General features: G+C 48.3%; 23 protein-coding genes. 4 read left to right on the top strand and 19 right to left on the bottom strand.

Going from position 1 to position 26,305, the window contains the following annotated elements:
* Positions 1-97: 97 nt before the first annotated feature.
* The 3 genes from NQ518_RS07740 to NQ518_RS07730 all read right to left on the bottom strand — a co-directional run bounded on the left by NQ518_RS07740 (position 98) and on the right by NQ518_RS07730 (position 2,524).
* On the bottom strand, positions 98-628 hold the full coding sequence (locus NQ518_RS07740; protein WP_227960211.1) for an RNA methyltransferase: 531 nt from the start codon (positions 626-628) through the stop codon (positions 98-100).
* A 15-nt stretch (positions 629-643) separates the two neighbouring features.
* Entirely contained in the window at positions 644-1,066 is a 423-nt protein-coding gene (locus tag NQ518_RS07735; RefSeq protein ID WP_227960213.1) for a SufE family protein, read from the bottom strand.
* 198 nt (positions 1,067-1,264) lie between these two features.
* Positions 1,265-2,524: a peptidase U32 family protein gene (locus tag NQ518_RS07730; protein ID WP_227960215.1), complete on the bottom strand. Its 1,260-nt coding sequence runs from the start codon at positions 2,522-2,524 to the stop codon at positions 1,265-1,267.
* An 83-nt stretch (positions 2,525-2,607) separates the two neighbouring features.
* On the opposite strand from NQ518_RS07730, the gene NQ518_RS07725 reads away from it, so the two are divergent.
* Positions 2,608-3,642 carry a C1 family peptidase gene (locus tag NQ518_RS07725; protein ID WP_227960217.1) on the top strand — a complete coding sequence of 345 codons (1,035 nt, stop codon included), beginning with the start codon at positions 2,608-2,610 and terminating at the stop codon, positions 3,640-3,642.
* 101 nt (positions 3,643-3,743) lie between these two features.
* Here the strand turns inward: NQ518_RS07725 and gyrB are convergent, their stop codons facing one another.
* Both gyrB and rpsT read right to left on the bottom strand, forming a co-directional pair.
* The gene (gyrB, locus tag NQ518_RS07720; RefSeq protein ID WP_227960219.1) at positions 3,744-5,717 is read right to left on the bottom strand and encodes a DNA topoisomerase (ATP-hydrolyzing) subunit B; all 1,974 of its coding nucleotides are present in this window, start codon (positions 5,715-5,717) and stop codon (positions 3,744-3,746) included.
* A 336-nt stretch (positions 5,718-6,053) separates the two neighbouring features.
* Positions 6,054-6,308 carry a 30S ribosomal protein S20 gene (rpsT, locus tag NQ518_RS07715; protein ID WP_102696513.1) on the bottom strand — a complete coding sequence of 85 codons (255 nt, stop codon included), beginning with the start codon at positions 6,306-6,308 and terminating at the stop codon, positions 6,054-6,056.
* A 222-nt stretch (positions 6,309-6,530) separates the two neighbouring features.
* Between rpsT and recO the strand changes: the two genes are divergently transcribed.
* Entirely contained in the window at positions 6,531-7,256 is a 726-nt protein-coding gene (gene recO / locus NQ518_RS07710; RefSeq protein ID WP_227962404.1) for a DNA repair protein RecO, read from the top strand.
* Between the two features lie 242 nt (positions 7,257-7,498).
* On the opposite strand, the gene NQ518_RS07705 is transcribed toward recO, so the two are convergent.
* From NQ518_RS07705 to mraZ, 14 genes are all read right to left on the bottom strand, one after another.
* A complete protein-coding gene (locus tag NQ518_RS07705; protein WP_227960221.1) occupies positions 7,499-7,948 on the bottom strand; it encodes a GatB/YqeY domain-containing protein in 450 nt (149 codons plus the stop codon).
* A 53-nt stretch (positions 7,949-8,001) separates the two neighbouring features.
* Complete coding sequence (gene ftsZ / locus NQ518_RS07700; RefSeq protein WP_102696516.1) at positions 8,002-9,333, bottom strand: cell division protein FtsZ; 1,332 nt, start codon at positions 9,331-9,333, stop codon at positions 8,002-8,004.
* 51 nt (positions 9,334-9,384) lie between these two features.
* Entirely contained in the window at positions 9,385-10,824 is a 1,440-nt protein-coding gene (ftsA, locus tag NQ518_RS07695) for a cell division protein FtsA (protein WP_227960222.1), read from the bottom strand.
* Positions 10,825-10,886: 62 nt separating this feature from the next.
* Complete coding sequence (locus NQ518_RS07690) at positions 10,887-11,678, bottom strand: cell division protein FtsQ/DivIB (RefSeq protein WP_227205862.1); 792 nt, start codon at positions 11,676-11,678, stop codon at positions 10,887-10,889.
* A complete protein-coding gene (gene murC, locus NQ518_RS07685; protein WP_227205864.1) occupies positions 11,675-13,048 on the bottom strand; it encodes a UDP-N-acetylmuramate--L-alanine ligase in 1,374 nt (457 codons plus the stop codon). The genes NQ518_RS07690 and murC overlap by 4 nt, the downstream gene beginning before the upstream one ends.
* 123 nt (positions 13,049-13,171) lie before the next feature.
* Positions 13,172-14,284: an undecaprenyldiphospho-muramoylpentapeptide beta-N-acetylglucosaminyltransferase gene (gene murG / locus NQ518_RS07680; protein WP_227205866.1), complete on the bottom strand. Its 1,113-nt coding sequence runs from the start codon at positions 14,282-14,284 to the stop codon at positions 13,172-13,174.
* Between the two features lie 94 nt (positions 14,285-14,378).
* The gene (locus tag NQ518_RS07675) at positions 14,379-15,656 is read right to left on the bottom strand and encodes an FtsW/RodA/SpoVE family cell cycle protein (RefSeq protein ID WP_227205868.1); all 1,278 of its coding nucleotides are present in this window, start codon (positions 15,654-15,656) and stop codon (positions 14,379-14,381) included.
* Entirely contained in the window at positions 15,656-16,987 is a 1,332-nt protein-coding gene (murD, locus tag NQ518_RS07670; RefSeq protein WP_227205870.1) for a UDP-N-acetylmuramoyl-L-alanine--D-glutamate ligase, read from the bottom strand. Before murD ends, NQ518_RS07675 begins: the two co-directional genes overlap by 1 nt.
* A gap of 151 nt (positions 16,988-17,138) precedes the next feature.
* Positions 17,139-18,407, bottom strand: coding sequence for a phospho-N-acetylmuramoyl-pentapeptide-transferase (locus NQ518_RS07665; protein WP_227205872.1), 1,269 nt, complete (start codon positions 18,405-18,407; stop codon positions 17,139-17,141).
* A 36-nt stretch (positions 18,408-18,443) separates the two neighbouring features.
* Positions 18,444-19,892: a UDP-N-acetylmuramoyl-L-alanyl-D-glutamate--2,6-diaminopimelate ligase gene (locus NQ518_RS07660; protein ID WP_227205874.1), complete on the bottom strand. Its 1,449-nt coding sequence runs from the start codon at positions 19,890-19,892 to the stop codon at positions 18,444-18,446.
* Between the two features lie 43 nt (positions 19,893-19,935).
* Positions 19,936-22,092, bottom strand: coding sequence for a penicillin-binding protein (locus NQ518_RS07655; protein ID WP_227205876.1), 2,157 nt, complete (start codon positions 22,090-22,092; stop codon positions 19,936-19,938).
* Complete coding sequence (locus NQ518_RS07650; RefSeq protein WP_180970769.1) at positions 22,089-22,577, bottom strand: FtsL-like putative cell division protein; 489 nt, start codon at positions 22,575-22,577, stop codon at positions 22,089-22,091. The genes NQ518_RS07655 and NQ518_RS07650 overlap by 4 nt, the downstream gene beginning before the upstream one ends.
* Positions 22,577-23,515, bottom strand: a complete 939-nt coding sequence (gene rsmH, locus NQ518_RS07645; RefSeq protein ID WP_227205878.1) for a 16S rRNA (cytosine(1402)-N(4))-methyltransferase RsmH — start codon at positions 23,513-23,515, stop codon at positions 22,577-22,579. The genes NQ518_RS07650 and rsmH overlap by 1 nt, the downstream gene beginning before the upstream one ends.
* A 2-nt stretch (positions 23,516-23,517) precedes the next feature.
* Positions 23,518-23,988, bottom strand: a complete 471-nt coding sequence (mraZ, locus tag NQ518_RS07640; protein ID WP_227205880.1) for a division/cell wall cluster transcriptional repressor MraZ — start codon at positions 23,986-23,988, stop codon at positions 23,518-23,520.
* A gap of 324 nt (positions 23,989-24,312) precedes the next feature.
* On the opposite strand from mraZ, the gene NQ518_RS07635 reads away from it, so the two are divergent.
* Together NQ518_RS07635 and NQ518_RS07630 are read left to right on the top strand one after the other, a co-directional pair.
* The gene (locus tag NQ518_RS07635) at positions 24,313-25,161 is read left to right on the top strand and encodes a 1-acyl-sn-glycerol-3-phosphate acyltransferase (protein ID WP_227205882.1); all 849 of its coding nucleotides are present in this window, start codon (positions 24,313-24,315) and stop codon (positions 25,159-25,161) included.
* Positions 25,162-25,258: 97 nt separating this feature from the next.
* A complete protein-coding gene (locus NQ518_RS07630; RefSeq protein ID WP_227205885.1) occupies positions 25,259-26,260 on the top strand; it encodes a GNAT family N-acetyltransferase in 1,002 nt (333 codons plus the stop codon).
* Positions 26,261-26,305 lie beyond the last annotated feature (45 nt).

Here is a 26,305-nt window from a genome sequence, read left to right as displayed (position 1 = left end):
AACACGTTAGACGAATGCCGATTGCTGTGTTTATTTTACAATTTGCCGTATTCAACTTGACTTTCTTCTGTCATCAACTTTGATGAGTGTCGTATGATTACAGCAGCAGTTTTCGGGCGAACTCCCATACCACAATGCCTGCGGTGACCGAAACGTTGAGCGAGTGTTTGGTGCCAAACTGCGGTATTTCCAGGCAGCCGTCGCATGCGTCAACCGTGTCTTGGTGCACGCCTTTCACCTCGTTGCCGAACACTACGGCGTAACGTTGACTGCGGTCAACGGACAAATTTTGCAGTTTGGTGGAGCCTACCACCTGTTCGATGGCGTACACACAATATCCCCTTTCCCTCAAATCTTCCACCGCTTGGGTGGCCGATGCAAAGTATTGCCAGTCCACACTATCCTCTCCACCAAGGGCAGTCTTGTGAATTTCTGGGTGTGGAGGGGTGGCCGTGATGCCGCAGAGGTACACCGCTTCAACCCGAAAGGCATCGCACGAACGGAATACCGAGCCCACATTATATAGTGATCGCACGTCGTCGAGCACGACGACCAGCGGTAGTTTGTCGGCCGCCTTGAAGTCTTTGACCGACAACCGCTGCATTTCTATGGTCTTTAATTTTCTCAATTTCCCAGCAATAGGTTAAGGTTGTTTGGCTTGGAAGGCCAGCGCATACATCTTCATCTGCTTTACCATCGCCAGCAAACCGTTGGCCCGGGTGGGTGATAGATGCTCATGAAGGCCGATGCGGTCGATGAAATAGAGTTCTGCATCCATGATTTCCTGGGGCGTATGCCCGCTGACCACGCGGATGAGCAGTGCTATAATGCCCTTAACGATGAGCGCATCACTGTCGGCCGTGAAGTACAACTTGCCTTCTTGCTCGTCGCATTGCAGCCAAACGCGACTCTGACAGCCGTCAATGAGGTTCGATTGGGTTTTGTATCGTTCGTCTAATGGCTCCAATTCGTTGCCCAAGTCGATGAGCATTTGGTACTTGTCCATCCAGTCGGACAGCTCTGAAAAATCTTCTATTACTTCGTCTTGCAATTCGTTGATGGTCATAAAAAGAGAGGTTTTACTTTGAACATTGAACTTTGAACATTGAACTTTATAGTCAGTTTATTTTGAACGTTGAACTTTGAGATTTGAACTTTATGATTGGTTCACGTTGATTTTTCGAGGTTTTGACAATGTTATGCAGCAAGCAAGCTAATCACTCCCCTCCCTTTCGGGGAGGGGTTGGGGGAGAGGCCGTCATTTTCACGCATCCCGTTTCACCGCACTTACTATCTTGAATAGCTTGTCATTGGGGCGCACTTTGTCGGGAACGGCAATGGAGATGCGCCATCCTTTCTCGGCCTTTTGTACCGGTTTCAGCTCATAGCGTATCTCGTTGGCGTCGAAATACATCACGCCCGTGGTGGGACCCGTGATGAGTAGACGCTCACCAAGCTCTATCTCAGCGGCTTCGACAGCTAACTCTGCCACGCCAAGGTTAGAGAAATACTTCACCACCTTGCCCACCAAGACCTTTTTCTCGGTAGCCTTGTTACCATATTCTTTGGTCCATTCGCCCAGCTTCTGACCCTGATAATAGCCGTCCCAGAATCCTCTGTTGAAGACGGCAGACAGACGTTTGTCCCAAGCATCTTTCTTCTCTTCGGTGAAAGTACCGTCGATAACCGACTGAATAGCTTCTTTGTAGCACGTCACCACATTGTACACATACTCTGGTCCGCGCGCCCTGCCCTCGATTTTGAACACCCGCACGCCTGCGTCCATCATGAGGTTGATGAAGCGAACGGTCTTCAAGTCCTTCGGACTCATGATGTATTTGTTGTCAATCTCAAGTTGGTTGCCCGTCTCATTGTCGGTAACGGTGTACGAACGGCGGCAGATTTGCACGCATTCACCACGGTTGGCGGACCGATTGGCGTCGTGAAGACTCATGTAACACTTACCGCTGATTGCCATGCAGAATGCGCCATGACAGAACATCTCGATGCGAATGAGCTCGCCATGGGGGCCGCAGATGTGTTGTTCGACAATCTGTTGGTGAATCTCTTTCACCTGTTTTAGGTTCAGTTCGCGCGCCAATACAACTACATCAGCAAAGCGGGCGTAAAACTTCAGGGCCTCGATGTTGGAGATATTGAGTTGGGTGGAGAGGTGCACTTCCACCCCTTTCTCCACGCAGTAGGTCATCACGGCCACGTCACTGGCAATCACCGCCGATATTTGGGCATCCTTTGCCGCGTCGATTATTTTGCGCATGGTTGGGATATCCTCGCCATAAATCACAGTGTTCACCGTGAGATAGGTCTTGATGCCGTGTGCCTTGCACGTTTCGGCGATGTCGTGCAGGTCGTCAATTGTAAAATGATTGGCTGAGTGTGAGCGCATGTTAAGCTGGCCGATGCCGAAGTATACCGCTCCCGCTCCAGCCTGAATGGCGGCTGCAAGGCTCTCTCTGGACCCCACGGGTGCCATGATTTCAAAGTCTGATAACTGATACTTCATACTTGCAAAGTTACGCTTATTTGTAATAACTGCAAAGTAAAGCTGTGCGATTTGTTTGGTTTTTGTATTATCTTTGCACAGAGATGAGAAAGATACTCTTGTTTGTGTGTAGCACGTTGGTTGTAGTTTCGGCTTGCAGAAATGCGAATAAGTCGAACGAAGTACGGCATCATCAGTTCAAAACGGATGTGATGTTGAAGGCCACTCCCGTGCAGAACCAGGGAAGCAGTTCGCTTTGTTGGGCGTATGCCATGCTGGGAACCATCGAATCGGAACGGCTGATGATGGGCGACTCGGTCAACTTGTCGGTCGACTATCTTGCCCGAATGTTGCTGAAGGAGCAGGCTCGTGAGGCTTTCTTTGCGGGAGGAAGAAAGCAGGTGTCGCTTCGTGGGACGGCATCGATGGCCCTTCGTTTGCTGGAAAGATATGGGGTGCTGCATGAGGACACGTATCATGGCCAGCAAGTAAATTACAACGTGTTGGCCAGAAAGGTGCAGTTGACGGCCTCGCGGTCAGCAAGTCTGCAGAAAATGGATGGCCTTGTGGATGAAATGCTGGACGCTGAAGTTGGTTTCATGCCACGGTTTGTCTTTTTCAGGCATGCCGAATATACGCCAAAACAGTTTGCTCACAGCGTTTGTCTGCCTCATGAATATCTCTCATTGACCAGTTTTACGCACCATCCCTACGGTCATTCGTTTGCTTTGGAGATACCCGATAATCGGTACCGCGACACCTTTATGAATGTGCCCCTCGACACGTTGATGGCACATGTCAAGGGGGCTTTGCAGACGGGGCATCCCGTTTGCTGGGAAGGGGACATCAGTGAGCCAGGCTTTTCGTTTGCACAGGGCGTGGCCAAGTTGCCCAATGAGACCGTAAATGTAACGCCAGTAGCGCGTCAAAGGCAGTTTGAAACACTGAAAACTACTGACGACCATTGTATGGTATTGGTGGGATTGGCGCATGATAAGCATGGAAATACTTACTATATAGCTAAAAATTCGTGGGGCAAGAACAATCCTTTCGGAGGATATATGTATCTCAGCGACAATTATTTGCGTTTGAAAACGGTGGCTGTTTACATGAGTCAGGCGGCCTATGGGGTGCGATAAACCTTCCTAACAACAAGGGCTGGGCCATACGACACATTAGAATATGAAAAAAGGGGCATGCAAATCGATTGCATGCCCCTTAAATTTTGCTTATTTAGCGCCTATGCGTCAATGTTCGCATAGGTTGCGTTCTGTTCAATAAATTCACGACGTGGTTCCACGTCATCACCCATAAGCATGGAGAATATCTCGTCTGCATCGGCTGCATTCTCGATGGTTACCTGCTTCAACAGGCGAGTCTTTGGATCCATGGTCGTTTCCCATAATTGCTCAGGGTTCATCTCACCAAGACCTTTGTATCGCTGTGTGTGAATACTCTTGCTGTCTTCCTCGCCCTGGGCGTACTTGTCTATGAAGGCCTGTCGTTGCTGTTCGGTGTAGCAATATTCACTGGCCTTGTTCTTGTAAGTACACTTGTAAAGCGGTGGAGTAGCGATGTAGAGGTGCCCTTCTTCGATGATTTTGGGCATGAAGCGATAGAACAGCGTCATGATGAGTGTGTCGATGTGCGAACCATCGACGTCGGCATCGGTCATGATGATAATCTTGTCGTAGCGCAGCTTGTCGATATTGGCCTCTCGGTCGTCCTCTCCGTCTACGCCAAAGCGCACGCCGATGCTCTGAATGATGTTCATCACCGACTCAGCCTCGAACACTCTGTGCCATTGAACCTTTTCCACGTTCAGGATTTTTCCACGCAATGGCAATATGGCTTGCGTGTATCGGTCGCGTCCTTGCTTAGCCGATCCACCTGCGGAGTCACCCTCCACCAGGAATATCTCACAATCTTTCGGGTCTTTGTTCGAGCAGTCGGCCAGTTTACCTGGCAGTCCTCCACCGCTCATGACGTTCTTACGCTGAACGCTCTCGCGCGCCTTTCGTGCCGCAATACGTGCCGTAGCTGCCAAAACCACCTTCTCGCAGATTTGTTTTGCCTCGGTAGGATGCTCTTCCAAGTAGTTGGTAAGTGCTTCGCCAACAGCTTGTTGTACGGCTCCAGATACCTCACTGTTGCCCAATTTGGTCTTGGTCTGTCCCTCAAACTGCGGCTCTGCCACCTTAATGGATATCACAGCGGTAAGTCCTTCACGGAAGTCTTCACCGGCAATCTCTATCTTTGCCTTTTCAATTTGCTTTGAAATGGCGGGGTCGTTGTCTGCATACGTCTTCAACGTGCGTGTCAGTGCGGCGCGAAAACCTGTGAGGTGCGTGCCACCCTCTATGGTGTTGATGTTGTTAACGTACGAGTGTATGTTCTCAGAATAGTCGGTGTTGTACATGATAGCCACCTCAATGGGGATGCCTTGCTTCTCTGTTTTCAGGTAGATAACATCGTCGAAGAGGTGCGTTCTGTGGCGGTCAACGTAGCGGACGAACTCTTTGAGGCCGTCTTTGGCGTGGAAAACCTCCGTACGTGTCTTGCCTTCCTCATTGGGACGCAGGTCAGTAAGGGTGATGCGAATGCCTGCATTCAGGAAAGCCAGCTCTCGCATGCGCCGTGCAATGATGTCCCATTGGAAGTGAGTGGTTGTGAATATAGACTTATCTGGCCAGAACTGCTGACGCGTTCCACGCAGGTTGGTCTCTCCAATGACTTTCACGGGGTAGAGGGCTTTTCCCCTTTCGTATTCTTGTTGGTAGATTTTGCCGTCACGGAACACCTGAGATGTCATGTGAGAGGATAGGGCGTTAACGCAACTTACACCAACTCCGTGCAGACCACCGCTGACTTTGTACGAGCCTTTGTCGAACTTTCCGCCGGCATGGAGTACCGTCATAACCACTTCCAGGGCCGACTTGTGCAGTTTTTCGTGCTGGTCTACGGGAATGCCTCGACCGTTATCTTGTACAGTTATTGATTCGTCATCGTTGATGGTCACTTCAATGTCGGTGCAATAACCTGCCATCGCTTCGTCAATAGAGTTGTCCACGGTCTCGTTAATCAAGTGATGGAGACCCTTCTCACTGATGTCACCGATGTACATTGCAGGGCGTTTGCGAACAGCCTCAAGTCCTTCCAAGACTTGGATGTTACTGGCCGAATAATTGTTTTCGGTATTCTGATTTTCTGCCATTTGTCGTTTTGTATATTATGATATGCAAAGATACGAAATTACAGCCAAATGAGGAAATGTTTTGTTGCTAAAAATGCGTAAAAGACTGGCGTGCGTTTGCCTTTTTTATGTGGTTTAAAGATGCGAAGAAAGTTTTTCTGTTTTCTGGTATTTTGTAGTTCTTGCCCACCTCGTAGCCTGTGTTGGTCGGCAACGGACCTGTGACGAATCGCCTGCTTGAAGATTGGGAAAGACGCAGTGCTGTGTCAACGGAGGAAGAGATTGAGGTGGGTGAAACCTCAAAAGGTTACACTTCTTTCGAAATGTAACCTTTGTATGTAGGGTCGTCAGATGGGCTTATGCGAGTTTGCCGATGTGCTTGCAGAGGCTTGACTTCAAGTTGGCAGCCTTGTTCTTGTGGATGACGTTGGTCTTGGCCAACTTGTCTACCATCTTCTGTACTTCAGGATACAGCTTGACAGCCTCATCCTTGTCGGTCATTGCACGCAACTTGCGTACAGCATTACGCATGGTCTTTGCATAATATTTGTTGTGCAAAGTCTTAACTTTGTCCTGACGGATTCTTTTAAGTGATGATTTGTGATTTGCCATCTTCTATTTACTTCTTTTATTTCTTTTGTGTAGTCCCTAGCAGAGTCGAACTGCTCTTTTGAGAATGAAAATCTCACGTCCTAACCGATAGACGAAGGGACCGTGCCATTTGATTAGCGGGTGCAAAGTTATGACATTTTTCCTTACCGACCAAATTTTATGCTGTAATTTTTCATTGAATGTATGAAATTCAGTATTTTTGTCATTCAAATCCACGTTCAGATGTTAATTAAGACGCAAGCTATCGTACTACGAACCATCAAATATGGCGATTCTCAGTTGATAACAGATTTGTTCACCCAGGCGATGGGGAACGTCTCTTTTATCCAGCGTATGCGCAAAGGCAGGAGCAGCAGGGCGGGCAAGCCCTATTTTCAGCCGCTGACCATCTTGGACATCGAGTTTGATGAGCGTCCCAACAAGCAGTTGCAGCGCATCAAGGAGATGCGTCTGGCCTATCCGTTCTCTACCATACCTTTCAATTCTTATAAGTTGTCCATCTCCTTGTACTTGTCAGAATTCTTGTATTTCAGCGTGCGCGGCGAGCATGAGGTGGGGGCATTATATCAATATGTGGAGAACAGCATTCGTTGGTTGGATGCTGCGGAGGGGGCTTTCGCCAACTTTCATCTGGTGTTCATGATGCATCTGACGCGCTTCATTGGGTTTTATCCAAATCTTGAGAACTGGCATGCGGGCGATTTCTTCGACCTTCGCAACGGCGTGTTCTGTTCTCTCGTTCCCTTACATCCCGACTTTATTCCCCCAAGCGAGGCTGCGAAGATTGGTCAACTGATGCGGATGAACTATGAAACCATGCACCTTTTCCGCTTTTCCCGTGAGGAGCGCAATCGTTGTGCCAACTTGATATTGCGCTACTATCGTTTGCACATCCCTTCGTTCCCCGAGCTGAAATCGCTCTCGGTTTTGCAAGATTTGTTCCGGTAGCCATTGGTTGTTTCTCAGGCCTTTGTGGGGTGGCTTGGCAAAGTCATTGAGTTTGGGGGCCAATCTACATGCTTTTGGCGTGCAAAGTGCATGACTTTGCAGCCCAAACTCAATGCAATTGTATGGCGAGTATTAATGAGGTGATTTTCAAGGAAATAGAAAACGGCAAGAACCCTTTGAAAGATTGTGTTTCAAAAGGTTCCTGCCGTTAGTTTCGCAGATGGCGAAATTGAGTTTAAGAATTACGCGAGCAGCTTTTTAACGATGCCTGAAATAGTTTTGCCATCGGCCTTTCCAGCCAATTGTTTGTTGGCCATTCCCATGACTTTTCCCATGTCCTTCATGCTTGCGGCACCCGTTTGGTCGATGATGGTCTTGACGATTTTCTCTATTTCGGCTTCCGACAGTTGTTCGGGCAGATAGCGCTCGATGACCGAAACCTGTGCCAATTCAGCGTCAGCAAGATCCTGTCGGCCTGCGTCTATGTACGTCTGTGCCGATTCTTTGCCTTGCTTGGCCAGCTTCTGAATAATCTTCAAAGCGTCTGCATCCTCCAATGTATCGTTGGCTCCCGGTGCCGTTTTAGCCTCGAGGAAAACTTTTTTGATGTTGCGCAGCGTGTCAAGTGCTACCTTGTCGCGCTCTTTCATTGCGGTTTTGATGTCTTCGTTAACCTTTTCAAATAATGCCATTTGTTTGATGTTTTATTGTATTTGTTGACGAGCTGTCGTCGGTGTATGTTGTTTTATTCAAAACTGATGAGACCCTGTATGGGTTCATTGTTCTCTTTTTGTTCGGGTTCCTTGGGCTCACCCGATGCCTGTTTGCGTATGTCGTCGAGCATCTGGCGCGTACGTTTGTAGGTGGGGAAGCTCTCTACGGCCAGGATAACGTCCTCGTTGTCAAGGTCTTCGTTGCTGAAGAGATAGACGTGCGGGTGACGTTTGTATTTAGAGTTTTTCCCATCCTTGTAATATTGCTCCTTGCGGTTGATGAGTTGAATCTTTCGTTCTTCCTCTTCGGCCAGGCGCATAGCTTCTTCTTGCGAATGACGTTTGCCGATGTGGCTGTCCATTCCCTCTACATCGCTGATGCCAAAACCTGTGGCCAAGATGGTGACTTTCACCTTTTTGCCAAGGTCTGGGTCGATGGCGATGCCCCATTTGATTTCGAAGTCGCTGTCAAAGCGTCCCATGAAGTCGTTCACGTCGTTCATTTCCTCCATCATCAGACCGCTGTTGTCGTTCTTTTCGTTGCAGAAGTTGATGCTGAGCAGTATCTTTTTGGAGTTGAAGATATCGTTATCGTTCAGCAGCGGAGAGTTCAATGCGTCCTCGATGGCTGCCTTCACGCGGCCCTCGCCCTCGCCAAAGCCCGTGCTCATGATGGCCACGCCACCGTCTTTCAGCACCGTTTTCACGTCATTGAAGTCGAGGTTAATCAGTCCGTGGTTGGTGATAATCTCCGCAATGCTCTTGGCAGCAATGCTCAGAGTGTCGTCGGCTTTGCCGAAAGCGTCGAGCACGGTGAGATCAGGATATATCTCACGCAGCCGTTCGTTGTTGATAACCAACAGGGCATCCACATGCTTGGCCATCTCCTCCACGCCGTCTAAGGCTTGGTTAATCTTCTTATCGCCCTCAAAGCGGAAAGGAATGGTGACGATGCCAACGGTCAAAATGCCCAGTTCCTTGGAGACGCGGGCGATAACCGGAGCTGCTCCTGTACCCGTACCACCGCCCATACCGGCCGTGATGAATGCCATGCGGGTACCATCGTTGAGCATGTTCTTGATGTCTTCGAGACTCTCTTCAGCAGCCAGGCGAGCTTTTTCGGGCTTGTTGCCGGCTCCCAGTCCTTCTTTGCCGAGCTGCAAGTGGAAGGGTACCGGACTGTCGTTGAGCGCCTGATTGTCGGTGTTGCAGAGCACGAAGGTAACGTCGTGAATGCCTTCGCGGTACATGTGGTTGACGGCATTGCCACCGCCACCGCCAACACCGATTACCTTGATAATGCTGCTTGCTTTGTCTGGTTCTCCAAAATCGAGAATGTTAGGGGTGTTGATATTGTCTGACATAATTGTAATTCTTAATGGTTCGTTCTTGGGATGTCGTGATAGGGCTGCTGCTTATTCTTCCTCTTCGGTTATTTTGCTGGCAAAGTTTTTAATGCTTTTCCATATTTTGTTGACGGGAGAGTTCTCTCTTTTCTCTTTCGCTATGCGGCGTTCCTCCTCTTCCTGCGCCTTTCGCTCAGCTTCTTCCTGCTCCTCTTTTTTCTTACGCAGTAATTCTTTTTCTTCTTCTGTCTGTACGATGCCCGTGCCGGATGTCTCCGTATACGATCGAGGACCTTTGGCTGGTGCGGGCGTTGGCGTGACGTGCTTGGGTTCGTTGCTTTGGAATAAGTCGGCAGTAATCTCTTCGCCAGCACAATTGATGTCACCTTTGGCGAGCAAACCCAGGATGGTGTTCATCGTTCCCGTATGAGTTGTAATCTCTGGGAGGTTGGAATTGATATTCTGGTTCACAAACTTGGCTATGCGAATCTTCTCCGTTGGGGCTTGGTTGGTAAAGGCTTTCTCAATATTGGGCATGTTTGAACCGCCGCCTGTAAGGATGATTCCGCCAATGAGTTTGTCGGCATATTCGTTTGGAATCTGATAAAAAACGTTCTCAATGATTTCTTGCAGGCGCGATTCTACAATCTCGATGAACTTGCGGCTATCAACTTTTCTGTCTTGGTCGATAGGGTATTTCTTATTGTCATCAATGTCACTGTTGTCGGTGTAGGCAGAGGCGTATTTCAATTTCATTTGCTCTGCCTGACTGTCTTCCATCAACAAGGAGGTGATGTCCTTGGTGATGTTCTCGCCACCCAATGGGATGACGGCGAGATGGCGCAGGATGTTTTTGTAGTACACCAATACGGTTGTGGTGTCAGCACCGAGGTCTATCAGTGCACAGCCAGTTCTTTTCTCGGTCTCTGTCAACACGGCATCGGCCAAAGCCAGTGGCGCTAAATACAGTTCGGCAATCTCCACACCAGCCTTGTTGAGGCATTGGTTTAGGTTTTTGTAGAACGTTTTTCGCCAAAGTATGTTGAGGAAATTACCCTCCAACCTTGAACAAGGAATGCCAACCGGATCCAATTGGTACAGCGCGTCAACCTTGTATTCCTGCGTGGCAGCGTCCAATATCTCTTGTTCTGCATAAGTCATGCTACGATTGGCATCCATCAGCTCGTTAATCATGTCCTGAGTTACGACGGTTTCTGCGGGCAGATCCTTGATGATGACGTTCTTGAGGCTGCGGATGCTCTGTCCTCCGACACCAACATAAACTCGGGCTATGTTGGTTTTGAGCGTAGTTTCCAACTTCTTGATGATGTTGGTCAAGCACAATACTGTCTTGTCAATGTTGAAAACTACACCTTTGCGTATGCACGAGGTGGAATCTTCTTTGACAACAGCAAGAATGGAGATGCTTCCATCTGAATTCTTTTTTCCTGCAATACCTGTGATTTTTGACGATCCCAGTTCAATAGCTACGATAAATTCCTTTGCCATACGTTTTTATATCTTTATCAAATCTTTTTGTTCGTGTTATGTACTTTTGTTCTCACATCCGTTCAATTGCTTCGTCTTTTGCAGATGATTTGGTTGTCAAACTCCAGGTTGATGTAAGAATATTTGTTCCATCCCGCCTGTGAAAGGCCATATTTATAGAACTTTTCCAGACGTGTGAGTTTCTTCTTGGTGAAGCTCTCAATCAACGAGAGCCGCTTTGTTCGGTCATTGCTTGTGGGCAACTGACCCAAATAAATGATGTGGTCGCCCACCCTGGGGACCAACTCTATGCCGCGGTCGGGTAGAACATGAATTTGTTCTATTTGGTTTTTCCATAGCTCGTTACCCATCAATGCTTTGCTCAGCGCCGACACATAATGCGTGGCAAACCATTTGTTAATGTAGCCAGTCGCGATGATGAGGTCGCTCGTGTAACTGGAGTTGGGCATGATGGCATCCTTATCATCCAGATAATAGTCGTCACCATTGACCGACTTGATGCGCACGATGGGCATTCGTTGCGTGATGCTGATGTTGACATGTCCATTTTGTGTTTTGTAACATTCAGCCGTATTGACAAACGGACTGGTCTTCAACATGTCCTCTATCTTGCGGGCATCAACGTATTTCAATGGCTTTTCCAGCGGATAGAGCTTGTGTTTCTCCAGTCGATTCCTGATTTCTGCGGCGTTGATAAAACCATTTTGGGCCTCGTCTGCAATGTCAATGCTTACTTTCGTGCATACGTTGGCCGTTTCATCAGGCTTGTTGAATGCCGTGAAAGCAAAGACCAGATAGATGCCCAGCACCACGTCCAGTACGATGGTTATTATCTTTTTCAGGTTTCTTCTCACTTGCTTTCTATGATCTTAGCCATTTGTGGTACGTAATTATCCAAGTCACCGGCGCCCAATATCACGAGGACATCGAAGTCGCGTCGCTTCACCAGGTCGAGAACCTCTTCCTTGTGAATCATGCTTTTCTCCTTACAGGTAAGTTCATCGTATATCAGTTGTGACGTCACTCCCTTGATAGGTTGCTCGCGAGCGGGATAAATATCGCACAAAATCACTTCGTCCAGCTGGCTCAGTGCTTTGGCGAACTCCTTATAGAAGTCTCTGGTGCGGGTGTAAAGATGCGGCTGAAAGATGGCCGTCACCTTGCGGTCGTGATACAATTCGCGCAGACTTTTGGCACTTTGGTATATCTCCTTTGGATGATGTGCATAGTCGGAAAGCAGCACATGGCGGTCGTTCTTAATCTTGAAGTCGAACCTTCGCTCCACGCCATGATAGGTAGACATGCCATATCTCAGTTCTTCGGCCGCGCAACCGTTCAGTTGTGCCATGGCCATGGCAGCCACTCCGTTCTCGATGTTGATGGGAATGGGCTGGCCCAGTTCTATGCCTTCTACATTTTCCAAAGGCGAAATGAAATCGAAAGTGATATGACCATTCTTAATTTCAATGTTCTCTGCATGGAAATCTCCCTTGTCCCTGCTGTAATCATAGATGCTTACGCCCTCTTGAACCGCGGGCTTCATTTCTAAATCCCGATGGATAATCAACGCTCCACCTGGCTGAATGAGCGTGGAATAGTGACGAAAACTCTCCAGATAAGCCTCTTTTGTGCCATAGATATCCAGATGATCAGGGTCGGTGGAGGTGATTACACTCATCCACGGACGCAGCCAATGGAAACTACGGTCGAACTCATCGGCCTCGATAACGATATAATCACTCGCATCTGACAGGATGTAGTTGGTGCCATAGTTCTTTGAGATGCCTCCGAGAAAGGCATTGCAGTCGACATGACTCTGGTGCATGATGTGCGCGCACATGGTGCTGGTGGTGGTTTTGCCGTGCGTTCCTGCAAAGCACAGTCCCTTGTGTGTCTGAGTCAATGTGCCGAGCACCTGCGCCCGCTTTTGTATCTCAAAGCCGTTGTCCCTGAAGTATTTCAGCTCTTGATGTGTCTTCGGAATGGCGGGTGTGTAGATAACAAGGCACGTCTGAGGGTTCTTACATGCATGCGGTATTTCCTCCACATTTTCTTCATAGTGTATAAGCATGCCCTCTTTCTCAAGTTGGTTGGTCAGTGCGGATGGAGCCTTGTCGTATCCAGCTACCACCACACCTTTATGAATGAAGTAGCGGGCGATGGCACTCATGCCAATGCCGCCAGCCCCAATGAAATAAACCGACTTGATTTCTGTTATGTCCATTTCTCTTTTCTTCTATTGTCTTGTGGAGTTATCGAAAGTTGCAGGTAGCTCGTTCGCTTCGTTCATTGACGTTGGCGTACGTTACCTTTGTTGTTCTATGCTTTTCTTTGCCGGCGTTTTTGTCTACCGCTGTGTTGCCAGTTTGATGACCTCATCTGCGATGATGTCGGCAGAATGAGGCAATGCGAGCTTCAAGACGTTCTCGCTCAGCGATGCCAACTTATTGTCGTTCTGTACTGTTTCGATGGCTTGTTGCAGCAATATGTCCTTCGCTTCGGAATCTTTGACATAGATGGCAGCGTTCTTGTTGACCAAAGCCATGGCGTTCTTCGTTTGATGATCTTCAGCAACGTTCGGACTGGGTACCAGGATGACGGGCTTGCCAATGAGGCAGAACTCGCTGATGGAACTGGCTCCGGCACGGCTTATCACCAAATCTGCCGCCTTGTAGGCAGCCCCCATGTCGCTGATAAAATCAGTTACGTGGAGCATGGGCAGCGGGTCTTCCGACTGCAAGGCCTTGGTGATGCCTTCGAAATAATATTTTCCAGTTTGCCAAATAAATTGCACGTCGCTCGCTCTTACCATGTCCAAGTGGCTCATCACGCTCTCGTTGATGGTTCTGGCTCCAAGACTTCCGCCTACCAACAGCATGGTTTTCTTGTCGGGGTCGAGCCCAAATGACTTTCTGGCCTCTTGTTGTGTCAAGGCAGTTTGCAACACATTTTGCCGCACAGGGTTGCCTGTCATGATGATTTTGTCGGCTGGGAAGAAGCGTTCCATGCCTTCGTAAGCCACACATATCTTGTCTGCTTTCTTCGCCAACAACTTGTTGGTCACCCCAGCATACGAGTTTTGTTCCTGTATCAAGCAAGGAATGTGCCGTTTTGCACAAACGTTCAAGGTGGGGCCACTGGCATATCCACCCACTCCGACGGCGGCCATCGGCTTGAAGTTTTTGATGATGGCCTTAGCCATGCGCTGACTTTTCCATATTTTGAACAGCACGGAGATGTTCTTCAACAGGTGTTTGCGGTCGAATCCGCAAATGGGTAGTCCTTTTATCTCGTAGCCAGCTTTGGGCACGCGCTCCATTTCCATGCGCCCGAGAGCGCCCACGAAGAGTATTTTTGCATCAGGACGCTTTGCCTTGATGGCGTTAGCAATGGAGATGGCCGGAAAGATGTGTCCTCCCGTTCCGCCACCACTGACAATAATTCTCAATTCGTTGCTCATCTAACTTAGATGTATTTAATGTACAAAAGTAATCAAAAAATATGTCTTTTTGTCATAATTCACCATATTTATTTTATGCCGTTAGCTCACAAGACTATGCCGTTGCGAGCTTTTCGGACATCACCTCCTCACTGTCGGCATCAGCTTTTTTCTTGGCCGAACGGCTTACACTGAGTATCGCACCGATGTACACGCAGTTGATGATGGTAGAAGTTCCGCCCTTGCTGACCAGTGGCAGCGGCTGTCCGGTAACGGGAGCAAGCCCCACGGCCACGCACATGTTGAACAAAGCCTGCGTCACCAGCAATAGTGCCAGTCCCATGGCGAGGAAAGCGGGGAAGTTGTTTTCGCAGCGGTTGGCGATGCGTCCGGTTCTAAAAAGCAGGATGATGTACAGCATGGCCACGAAGAATCCGCCGAAGATGCCCATCTCCTCGATGATGATGGCATAGATGAAGTCGGAGAAAGCCTGCGACAGGAAGTCGCGTTCTACAGAGTTTCCCGGTCCCTTACCAATGAAGTTAGACGACACGATGGCAATGTTGGCGTGCCCTATCTGTGCGTCTTTATCCAAATCGAATTCCTCTGGAGAGGTCTCCTTGCCTGCTATGAATCGGTCGATGCGCCCTTTCCAGGTGTCAAAGCGGTGGAACACAGAGCCAAACATGCTGGGATCTTTCTTTTGTTCCGCCACGGCAACCTGTTCAATATGGTTTGGGTTGGCGTTTTCCTTCTCATGGTCTTTCCCCACAACCATCACCAGTGTGAAGATGGTTAGAATCAACAATGTGACCACCCCCAATGCTTTCCCAAGGATTTTGCCGGGTACCCGACCGATGATCATCATCATGAAGATGACCATGCACAGCAGCATGGCCGTAGAAAGATTCTCTACCATGATGAGCGGAATGATGAATGCACTCACGATGAGAATGTATTTAAAGGCGTTTTTGTCGGCCCCATGCTCGGTTTGCATGGCACTTAGTATCTGCGCTGTGGCCAGTACCAACGCGCCTTTGGCAATCTCGGAGGGCTGAAACTGTATGCCTACGATGCTAATCCATCGCTGGGCACCATTAGTAGACTGCCCTGCCAGTAAAACCGTTATCAGCGTGACGACGGCTATGAGTAGTAGGAAGGGGGTTACAATCTTGAAATACTTGCACTTGATGTTGAGGGTTACCACCATGGCAAACACGCCCACCAGTAGAATGCCCGTGTGCTTCACGATGGGAGCCCAATAGTGTCCACCCTTGTAAGTCAGTCCGGCAGAGGCCGAATACACCTCGATGACCGAAATGATGCAGAGAAAGAAGAAGACCATCCAGATGACCTTGTCTCCCTTGAAGATATTTCCTAACGTCTTGTCCATTACAGATTTCTTACCAAAGTTTTAAACTGGTCGCCCCGATCTTCCATGTTTTTGAACAAATCGAAGCTGGCGCAACAAGGACTGAGCAGCACCGTGTCGCCCGGTTTTGCTAAGTCGTAGCATGCCGCCACGCAGTCTTTCATCGAGTGGGTGTCGCGAACTGGAATGCCCAAGTTGTCGAAATTGTCGTGTAGTTTGCTGTTGTCGGCTCCGAGATACACCAGAGCAACGCACTTTTCTTTCACCAAATCTTTGATTGGGCCATAGTCGTTTCCCTTATCCTTACCGCCCAGAATGAGAATGGTGGGCGTTCTCATGCTTTCCAGCGCATACCAACAGGCATCCACATTGGTGGCCTTCGAGTCGTTGATGTACTGTACGCCGCCCACCTTACACACCTTTTCCAGACGATGTTCCACGCCCGGGAAGTCGCTGAGGCTCTTTCTGATGACCTCGTTCCTGATGCCTGCGATGTCGGTGGCGATGCCTGCGGCCAGCGAGTTGTAGATGTTGTGCTTGCCAGTGAGTGCCAGTGCCTCCTGTTCCATATTGAATGGTGTAGGCTTCTCAATGGTGTACTCGCCCTCTTCGATGTATCCTATGGAGCCTTTCTCCTTTAATTCAGAGAAGGGGCATTGCACGGCTTTGATGTCATACTTCTTCAGCTCGCGCTTGATGATGGGGTCGTCGTTCCAATAGATAAAGCTGTCTTGCGCGGTTTGGTTCTGTATGATGCGCATCTTCGCATCCACATAGTTCTGCATGCAGTTGTCGTAGCGGTCCAAGTGGTCGGGAGTGATGTTCAGCAGGATGGCGATGTCGGCCTTGAACTTATACATGTTGTCCAACTGGAACGAGCTTAGCTCGATGATGTAGTACTCGTGCGGGTCCTCGGCCACCTGCAGTGCCAGACTGCGCCCGATGTTGCCAGCCAGTCCGGCATCGTAGCCAGCCGACTTGAAGATGTGGTAAATCAGCGACGTGGTGGTGGTTTTGCCATTGCTGCCCGTGATGCAAATCATCTTCGAGTGGGTGTAACGCCCGGCAAACTCTATCTCGCTGATGATGCTGATGCCCTTTGCCATGGCCTTCTGTACCATCGGAGCCTCTTTCGGGATGCCCGGGCTCTTGATGATTTCGTCAGCATTCAGAATAAGTTCGGGGGTGTGTTGCTTTTCTTCCCATCTAATGTTGTGTTCATCCAGCGTCTTCTTGTATTTGTCTTTGATTTCACCCATGTCAGAAACAAAAACGTCGAAGCCTTCTTTTTGGGCTAAGATGGCAGCTCCAACTCCACTCTCTGCTGCTCCGAGAATAACTATTCTTTTCATGTTTTGTACTCCTTTTTCTTATTTACTTGCACCCGCTAATTTGGCTGTTGTTATGGTTGCTTGTACAAAGTCATTGACTTTGGCCTCCAATCTCCATGACTTTAGGCTCCAATCTCCATGACTTTGGCCTCCAATCTCCATGAGTTTGTAACTATCTCACTTTCAGTGTGATAATGGTCATGGTTGCCAGGATGATGGTGATGATCCAAAAGCGAATGGTGATTTTCGACTCGTGTACGGCCGAATGTGGTTTTCTGATGAGGTATTTGCAGTCAGGATCCAGTTGCGAATCCTGCGTGCGGAAGTTGTCATGGATGGGCGTGCGTTTGAAGATGCGTTGCTTCACCCCTTTGCGTTTGCCCATTTTGTAATAATATACTTGCAACATAACGCTCACACTCTCCACAAAGAAGATGCCGCAAAGGATGGGCAGCAACAGTTCTTTATGAATAATCACCGCGCAAACGCCAATGATGCCACCGATGGTCAGCGAGCCCGTGTCGCCCATGAACACCTGCGCGGGATAGGCGTTGTACCACAAGAAACCGATGAGGGCACCCACGAAGGCACACATGAACACCACCAGCTCTTGCGACCCCGGTATGTACATGATGTTGAGGTACGAGGCAAACTGGATGTGCGAACTGACATAGGCCAGGATGCCCAATGCCACGCCGATGATGGCCGAGTTGCCTGCGCACATGCCATCCATGCCATCGTTGAGGTTGGCACCATTCGAAACCGCCGTCACCACGATGATGGTCATCACGACAAACAATATCCAACCGGCCGCTGTCTTGTATTTGCCACACCAACGCATCACGCCCGAATAATCCAAGTTGTGCCCTTTGACAAACGGAATGGTGGTTTTGAGCGACTTGCGCGCATCAGTTCGGTGCTTAATAACCATCTCCTTTCCTTGCTGCTCGATAGCTAAATTTTCGTTAATCTTGACGTCTGGCGACGACCAAAGTACCAGTCCGACTATCAATCCGATGCCTACCTGTCCCACAATCTTGTATTTTCCTTTCAGTCCTTCTTTATTTTTGCGGAATATCTTGATGTAATCGTCCATGCCGCCGAGGAACCCCAGCCAAAGCGTTGTCACGATCATGAGGATGAGGTAGATGTTTCTGAGTCGGCCCAGAAACAGCACGGGGATGATAATGGCGGCAATGATGATGACGCCACCCATGGAAGGAACGCCAATTTTGTTGACGCCAAAGGGGTCGATGGAGGCGTCGCGCTGCGTCTCGGTAATTTGTTTTTTGCGCAGGTACTTGATGAATCGCTCACCAAACCAGGCCGAGATGACCAGTGAGAAGATGAGGGCAAGCAGGGCTCTGAAGGAGATGTAACCCCAGACATGAGCTCCCGAGATGCCGTATTGTTCTAAGAATCTGAAAAGATAGTATAACATGCTGTGTGCTGTTTATTTTGTTGTTCAATGACGATGTTACTGGGCAAAAATGTCGCGCAGCACTTCCTTGTCGTCAAAATGATGTTTCACGCCCTTGATTTCCTGATACGTTTCGTGTCCTTTTCCTGCAACAAGAATCACGTCTTGCTTCTGTGCCAGCATGCAGGCCGTGCGGATGGCCTCCTTACGGTCTGCGATGGTCAGTACCTTTTTCAGGTCTTGCGCATCCAAACCCGCCAACATGTCGTTGATGATGTCTTGTGGATCTTCAAAACGAGGGTTGTCACTGGTGATGATAACCTTGTCACTGAGCTGCACAGCCTGCTTCGCCATGAGTGGACGTTTGCCCTTGTCACGGTTGCCACCGGCACCACAAACGGTGATGATATGCCCCTTGCCGTCGACTTCGTGTATGGCCAACAGCACGTTCTTCAATGCGTCGGGCGTATGAGCGTAGTCTACGATGGCCGTAAACCCTTCGGGCGACTGTAACGTGTCCATGCGCCCGTTGACGGTGTGCAGGGTGCTCATGGCGATGAGTGTTTCTTCGCGTTGCTTGCCCAGCATGCGTGCGGCACCGTAAACGGCCAGCAGGTTGCTGACATTGAACTTGCCCGTGAACTGTACACCAACCTCCTGACCGTCAATCTCCAGGTACATTCCCTGAAAATGGCATTCGATGATGCGCGCTTTGAAGTCGGCCATCGACTGGATGGAGTAGGTCTTAACGCTGGCTTTGGTGTTCTGCACCATCACCATGCCGTTCTTGTCATCAGCGTTGGTGATGGCAAAAGCCGACTTGGGTAGGCTGTCAAAGAATGATTTCTTGGCGTTGCGGTAGTTCTCGAAGGTTTTGTGATAATCCAAATGGTCGCGTGTAAGGTTGGTGAAGATGCCTCCCGTGAAGGTAAGTCCGCCGATTCGCTTCTGTGCAATGGCGTGTGACGAACACTCCATGAATACATATTCGCAGCCGGCAGCCAGCATCTTGGCTAACAATTCGTTGAGTTCTATAGGATCGGGGGTGGTGTGGTCGGCAGGAATCTCCTGCCCTTCGATAAAATTGCAGACCGTAGAAAGCAGTCCACACTTATGTCCCAACTTTCTAAATAGATTATATAATAAGGTGGCAACGGTGGTCTTTCCGTTGGTACCTGTGACACCTACCAGCTTGAGGTGTTTGGATGGGTCGCCAAAAAAGCGAGTGGCAACTTTCCCTACTTCATCTTCTGTCGATTTCACCACAGCGTAGGTGACGTTTGGTTGTGGCTGTTGTGGCGCTTCTTCACATAAGATAGCGGCGGCTCCCAGCTCTATCGCTTTGGGTATGTATTGATGCCCGTCTACCTGAGTGCCCTTGATGGCTACGAACAGGTTGCCCTCTTTTACTTTGCGGGAGTCGATTTCCACGCCTGTGATGTTGACATTGGCTTCGCCGATGATGGCAGATGTCTTGATGCCTTTAATCAATTCACTGAATGTCATATAGGTAATTTCTTATAAATGTTACTGTGGTGTATTGCTAAATTTATTGCAATGTCAGGTGACATACATCGCCTTTCTTGATGCTATGGCCTGGTTCCAGACTCTGACTGATAACCTTTCCACGTCCGTCGAGCTTGACTTTTACGCCTCTGCTCTCCAAGATGTAGACGGCATCACGTGCACCCATTCCCTCAACATTGGGGATGAACTTGTGGCCATGTACCTTTACTTTCCTGAGTTTGACAACCGTGTTGTTCTGTATTTCAGCTGAACCCCAGATGGGATTGCCCTTGGTGTATGAGCCTGACCAATCTTGATTGGCATTAATTCCCAAATGACTGAGCACATAGTTGGCTGCGAGGACATTGCCATTTTTTACATCTGGCAACAAAATCGATGTGGAATCTTTGGCGTCTTTTACGTCAAGTTTGAGGTCTTGAGCCATAATTCCCTCTGAAATGTGATGAAACACGACACCGCTCATGCCACCCCCTGATGCGGGAAGTCCAGACTTCTGGATGCAAACGATGCAGCTGTAGCGAGGCTTGTCGGCGGGGAAATAGCCGGCAAAGCTCAGCAAGTAGTTGGTTCGTCCAACCTTATATCCACCCGAACCTTGTGAAATTTGTGCCGTACCAGTTTTGCCGGCCACCTTGAAGGATGGCGATCCGGCTTTCTTACCCAATCCTTGGCTGACTACATGTTCAAGAATTGTTTGAATTTCGCCTAGCGTTTTGGGCTTGCATATCTGTGAACGGAGTACCTTGGGCGGGAACTCTATTAACACTTCTCCATTTTTTACCACCTTTTTTACAAAGCGCGGTTGCATCATCTTGCCGTTGTTGGCGATGGCATTGTAAAACGTGATCATGGAAATAGGTGGAATTTGCGTTTCGTAACCGATGCTCATCCAGGGCAAAGCAGTCTTGCTCCAGTTGAGCCATTGGCCGCGTTTGTTTTTCTTAGGCAGCCGGATGACGGCAGGAGATGAACCAACGAGCGGAATATTTAGGTTGTCAGCCAGCCCCGTTCGATAGATTCCCCGCACGAATTTCTCGGGATTATCTTTATAGTTGTCATCGATAATGCGACTAACACCGATGTTGGAACTGTATAAAAGAGTCTGTGGAAGCGTTAACAAACCATAGCCGCCCCTACGCCAGTTGTGGTCTTTCATGTGTCTGCCATACATCGGCCAAACGCCACCAGCAGTCTCTACTCTGGCCGTGGTGTCTACAACGCCGTCATCAAGTGCTGTCATAATCGAGGCAACTTTAAACACAGATCCTGGTTCCAGCAAGTCGCTGACGGCATGATTCTTTACTTCTCGGTATTCACCATCAAAGCATTTCTCCATGTTGACGATGGCCTTGATGTCGCCAGTAGCCACCTCCATGACCAGTGCCACGCCAACATTTCCGTTGATTTTCTTCAACTCGTTGATGACAGCTCTTTCAGCAAGGTCTTGCATGCCAACGTCAATGGTTGTGACAATGTCTGCTCCATCGACAGGAGGTGTGTCCATGATGTCAAGAAACTTGTTGAGCACCTTGCGACGGTGCACGATGCCATTCTTCCCACGGAGGATGGAATCGTAGGACAACTCAAGTCCAAACCGCGCCGTGTCTTTAGCTCCATACATGGCACCCACGGTTCTTCCAGCAAGCGAACCATAGGGGCGTTGTCGCGCATTGAATTCTTCGTAGTGGAAACCACTGGAATATTTAGAAAGATTGAACAACGGCAACGCTTTCACATCTGTGAAAGTGTTGTAGTCGATGCGCTTTTTCCAAATGGGCCAATGGCGGCTTTGTTTCTTCCTTCCCTCTTCCAACTCGGCTCTGAATGCACTGGCAGGCTTTTCTGGAAAGATGGTTGCCAGACCTTGACAGATAGAGTCAATCTTCTCATCCCATAGCGTGTCGGTTTTTGACTCATGCAAGGTTTTGAAGTCCATGTACACCTTGAACTCGGGTAATGAACTTGCCATGAGTTCACCATTGCTGCTAAGAATGTTGCCTCGCATAGGTTTGATGTCTACGCTGTCGCGCTTTACGCGATTGGCCACTTTGGTCCAATAGTCGCGCTTGGCTGTCATGATGTAGATTGTTTTACCAACCACGGCAAGTGCTATCAGTGTCATCATGATGGCGAGGGCACTGTAGCGAGGCATTATCTTTTTATAATCAAACTTATTCATTCTGCAGGAACGGTGATGATGTAAGGTGGTTGGTTTGCTATTTTGAGGACGCTGTCCTTATTGTTCTTTAACATTTCGAGCACATTGCTCTCTCTGCTCTTTTCCGTCAGTTGACTACTGGTAGACAGTGCTTTGTATCTGGCATCTTGCAACTCTTTCTGTAACTGGTCAATTTCAATGAGGTGTTGCTGTACGCTGTATCGGTTTGAAATGTAGATGATGATGAAAAAAGTGATGAGCACTACGACCCAGATTTGCTTGCGGATGGTGGAAGTAGTCAAAATGTCTCCACCAAGAATCTTCTTCAATGTGAAATTCTTGGACAGTGGAGCCTCTCCTTCTCTGGCTTGCTCTAGGATTACTTCCTTGAGTGTAGGACCCTCATCTGCAACTTCCTTTTGGTTGTTCGCAGATTCTTCTGGTTGTTTTCCTTCTGAAACCGACAAGATGGGTTTTGATTCTTTGTCTATATCTTCTTTTTTCATTACTTCTTTTCAGCGATTCTTAACTTCGCACTTCTGCTTCTTGGGTTTCGTTGCTGCTCATCCTCTGCTGGCACAATCACTTTTTTGTTGATTAGTGAGAAAGGAGTTGTTATCTTTCCGAAAAAGTCCTGCGTCATTTTTCCCTCCACATTGCCTGCCTTCATCATGTTTTTAACAATCCGATCTTCCAAAGAATGGTAGGTAATGACAGACAATCTGCCTCCAGGTTTGAGCAGTTGCATGGCACCTTCAAGCATTGCTTTTAAGGCTTCCATCTCGTGATTCACTTCGATGCGCAGGGCTTGGAACAGCTTGGCCATGTCTTTCTTTTCTCGTTCTCTCTTGAATAGGGGTGCTGTGGCTTGAATGAAGTCCTGTGTGGTCACAATCATCTCTTCGGTTCGCGCTTTCACCAGGAGCGATGCGATGCGTCGAGCGTTTTTCAATTCTCCATAGAGGTAGAACACATCGGCAAGGTGTTCTTCGCTATATGTGTTCACGATGTCGGCAGCTGTGATGCTTGCCGTCTTGTTCATGCGCATGTCGAGCGGTGCGTCGAAGCGGAAAGAGAACCCCCGACTTTCGTCATCAAAATGATGACTGGACACGCCTAAGTCAGCTAACAGGCCGTCAATCTGCTCTATTTCGTAGTATCGCATCCAGTTCTTGAGATATCTGAAGTTTGAACGTACAAACGTAAAATTGTCTTGTCGCAGCAGTTCATTGCCCGCTTGTTGGATGTTTTTCTCTGCATCCAGATCTTGATCGAAGCTGAACAAGTGGCCATTTTTCCCCAGTTGGCGCAGAATCTGCATGGAGTGGCCACCGCCTCCGAAGGTTACATCCACGTAAATCCCATCGGGCTGGATGTTCAACCCCTCAACGCTCTCTTGTAAGAGAACCGGCACATGGTATGTTTCTGCTGTCTTGATGCTCATTTTTATTCAGTCTCTTTGGTTGGCTCCGAGCTTTTACTCATGATTTCTTGCAGGGCCTTGCCGAACTCCTCCCGCTGCATGAAAGGTTTCTCTGTCACGTCGTTGCACCACATCTCTATGGTGTCGTCCATGCCAATGAATTTCACAGCTTGTTCGATATTTGCCATTTTTAGGTAACGCTTCGGTATCAATAAACGTCCATTGGCGTCGAGTGACAACAGCTCAACGTCGGAAACAAACTGACGGAAGATGAGCTGTTCTTGTGCATTCCAGCGTGAAAGGCGTCTTCTTAAGGTGTCTAACTGTGCGTTCCATACCGATTCAGGATAGAGGGTGAGGCACGATTGGAACACGTCCTTCCGCAGAACGAGGCTCTCTTCGCCTGCTCCTTGCAGTACTTTCCTGAACGTTGCCGGCAAGAACACTCTGCCCTTGGCGTCTATCTTTGCTTCTATATTTCCTAAAAATCGCATGTGTACCTCTTTATATGCATATCGATATTCGTTGTCAAAGATACATCTTTTTCCCCACATTTCCCCACTTTCATACATAAAATGATGAGAAAATTGTATTTTTAGTTTATTTAACGTATTTTGTTCTCTACAACTTCTCGATTCGATGGCTTCAACTTAACTCAGATCAATCGTTCAAAATGATATCTGTAACTTCCTTGAAACATCTGTTTCGTCGTGTGACAACGGTATAACAGATTAGATAATTTTTGAACATTTTTGCATAAAAAAGCGGCATAATACAAAAAGTTATGTTATTTTTGCAAAGAAAGTTTTTTGACCTAAATGAGTGACGTAACAAAGAAAACCATAGACATCGATGACATCTTGCGCAGTAAACTAGGCGACAAGGCTAAATATGTTCCACATTTTGCAACCCGTTGGCTCAAGAAGATTACCCATCAAGATGAAGTGAATCAATTTCTTTGGGAAAGCAAAGACTTGACAGGAGTTGATTGGCTTGAAGCGTGTGTCCAATATCTGGATGTTTCCTTGGAGGTCAAAGGTAGGGAAAATCTGCCAAATCAACAAGACGGTCGACTATACATCTTCGCATCAAATCATCCGCTAGGTGGTGCTGACGGGGTCGCTTTGGGCGCTATTATCGGCCGACATTATGGTGGCCGCATCAAATACCTGTTGAATGATTTGTTGATGAACCTGCCGGGACTGCGCCCTTTAGGCGTCGGCATCAACAAAACTGGTAAGCAAAGTCGCAATTTCCCCGCAATGGTGGATGCGGCCTTCCAAAGTGACAACCACATCATCATGTTCCCAGCCGGCCTCTGTTCACGTAAAATCAATGGTCAAATTCGTGACATTCCCTGGAAGAAAACCTTCATCACTAAGAGTGTTGAATATCAGAGAGACGTGATACCCATTCATTTTGAGGGACGAAACTCAGACCGGTTTTATCGTATTGCCAATATCTGTAAGGCCCTGAAATTAAAGTTTAACGTGGCGATGCTGTTCTTAGTTGATGAAATGTATCGCAACAGACACAAGACATTCCGCGTCACGATAGGCAAACCGATACCCTGGCAAACCTTTGACAAGCGTAAGAATGCGCAGCAATGGGCGCAGTATGTACAAGACAAAGTATACCAACTGCAACCAACACAAACAGCAGAATAGAGATAACAGAAATATCAATCAAGCGTTGAGAGATCTTATTTGAGAGAATCCCATACTCGCAATGAATGGTCCTTCTTCGTCAATCCTCTAAGAAACCATGCAAGAAGAGATTATCCAGCCCATCGATAGGGAGCTGTTGAAAGCTGAATTGACGCCTGAGAAGCGGCTCCGGATGACGAACAAAAGCCACAACAAAATTTTTGTGGTCACTGCCCATGACTCACCCAACGTGATGAAGGAGATTGGACGATTGCGCGAAATAGCCTTCCGTACCGCTGGCGGAGGTACCGGAAAGTCCATGGATATCGATGAATTCGACACTTGCGACAACTGTTACAAGCAGCTGATTGTGTGGAATCCCGAAGCGGATGAGATTATCGGAGGCTATCGGTATCAGTACGGTTCCAACTGGGAATTGGACGACAATGGGCAGCCTAAGTTGGCCACCAGCCACCTTTTCCATTTCTCCGATAAGTTTCTTCAAGACTACATGCCCTATACCGTAGAGCTGGGAAGGTCTTTCGTAGCGCTGGAATATCAAAACGTGCGCCGCAACACCAAAAGCATCTTCGCCTTGGACAACCTGTGGGATGGCCTCGGTGCACTGACCGTTCTCAATCCTAATCTCAAGTATTTCTTCGGCAAAATGACGATGTACCCTTCTTATATCCGCAGGGGACGTGACATGATTTTGTATTTTTTGAAGAAACATTTTGACGACAAGGATCATCTTATCGTGCCGAGAAATCCTTTGGAGTTACAGGAAGATCCCAAAGAATTGGAAAAGTTGTTCTCTGAAACGGATTTCAAGTCAGATTACAGAATCCTCAACAGAGAGATACGTCAATTGGGATACAACATCCCTCCCTTGGTTAATGCCTACATGGGGTTAAGTCCTACGATGAAACTGTTTGGCACTGCCATCAACAATGGGTTCGGTGATGTGGAAGAAACGGGAATCCTGATTTCGGTAGACGAGATATTGGAGGACAAACGTGTGCGCCATATCGATAGTTTCATCAAGGAGCATCGCGAGTCGCTTGAAATCACTTCGGGCGTCAACAACATTATTTACAAGGAAAACAACAACAAGTCATAAGCAGCCAAAAGTTACAATTTGTAGTGACTGGCATGCGCATGCTTG

This window comes from Hoylesella buccalis ATCC 35310 (genome assembly GCF_025151385.1).
Classification (GTDB): Bacteria; Bacteroidota; Bacteroidia; order Bacteroidales; family Bacteroidaceae; genus Prevotella; species Prevotella buccalis.
Note: the sequence above shows the minus strand (reverse complement) of the source record. Positions and strands in the feature narration are given on the sequence as shown.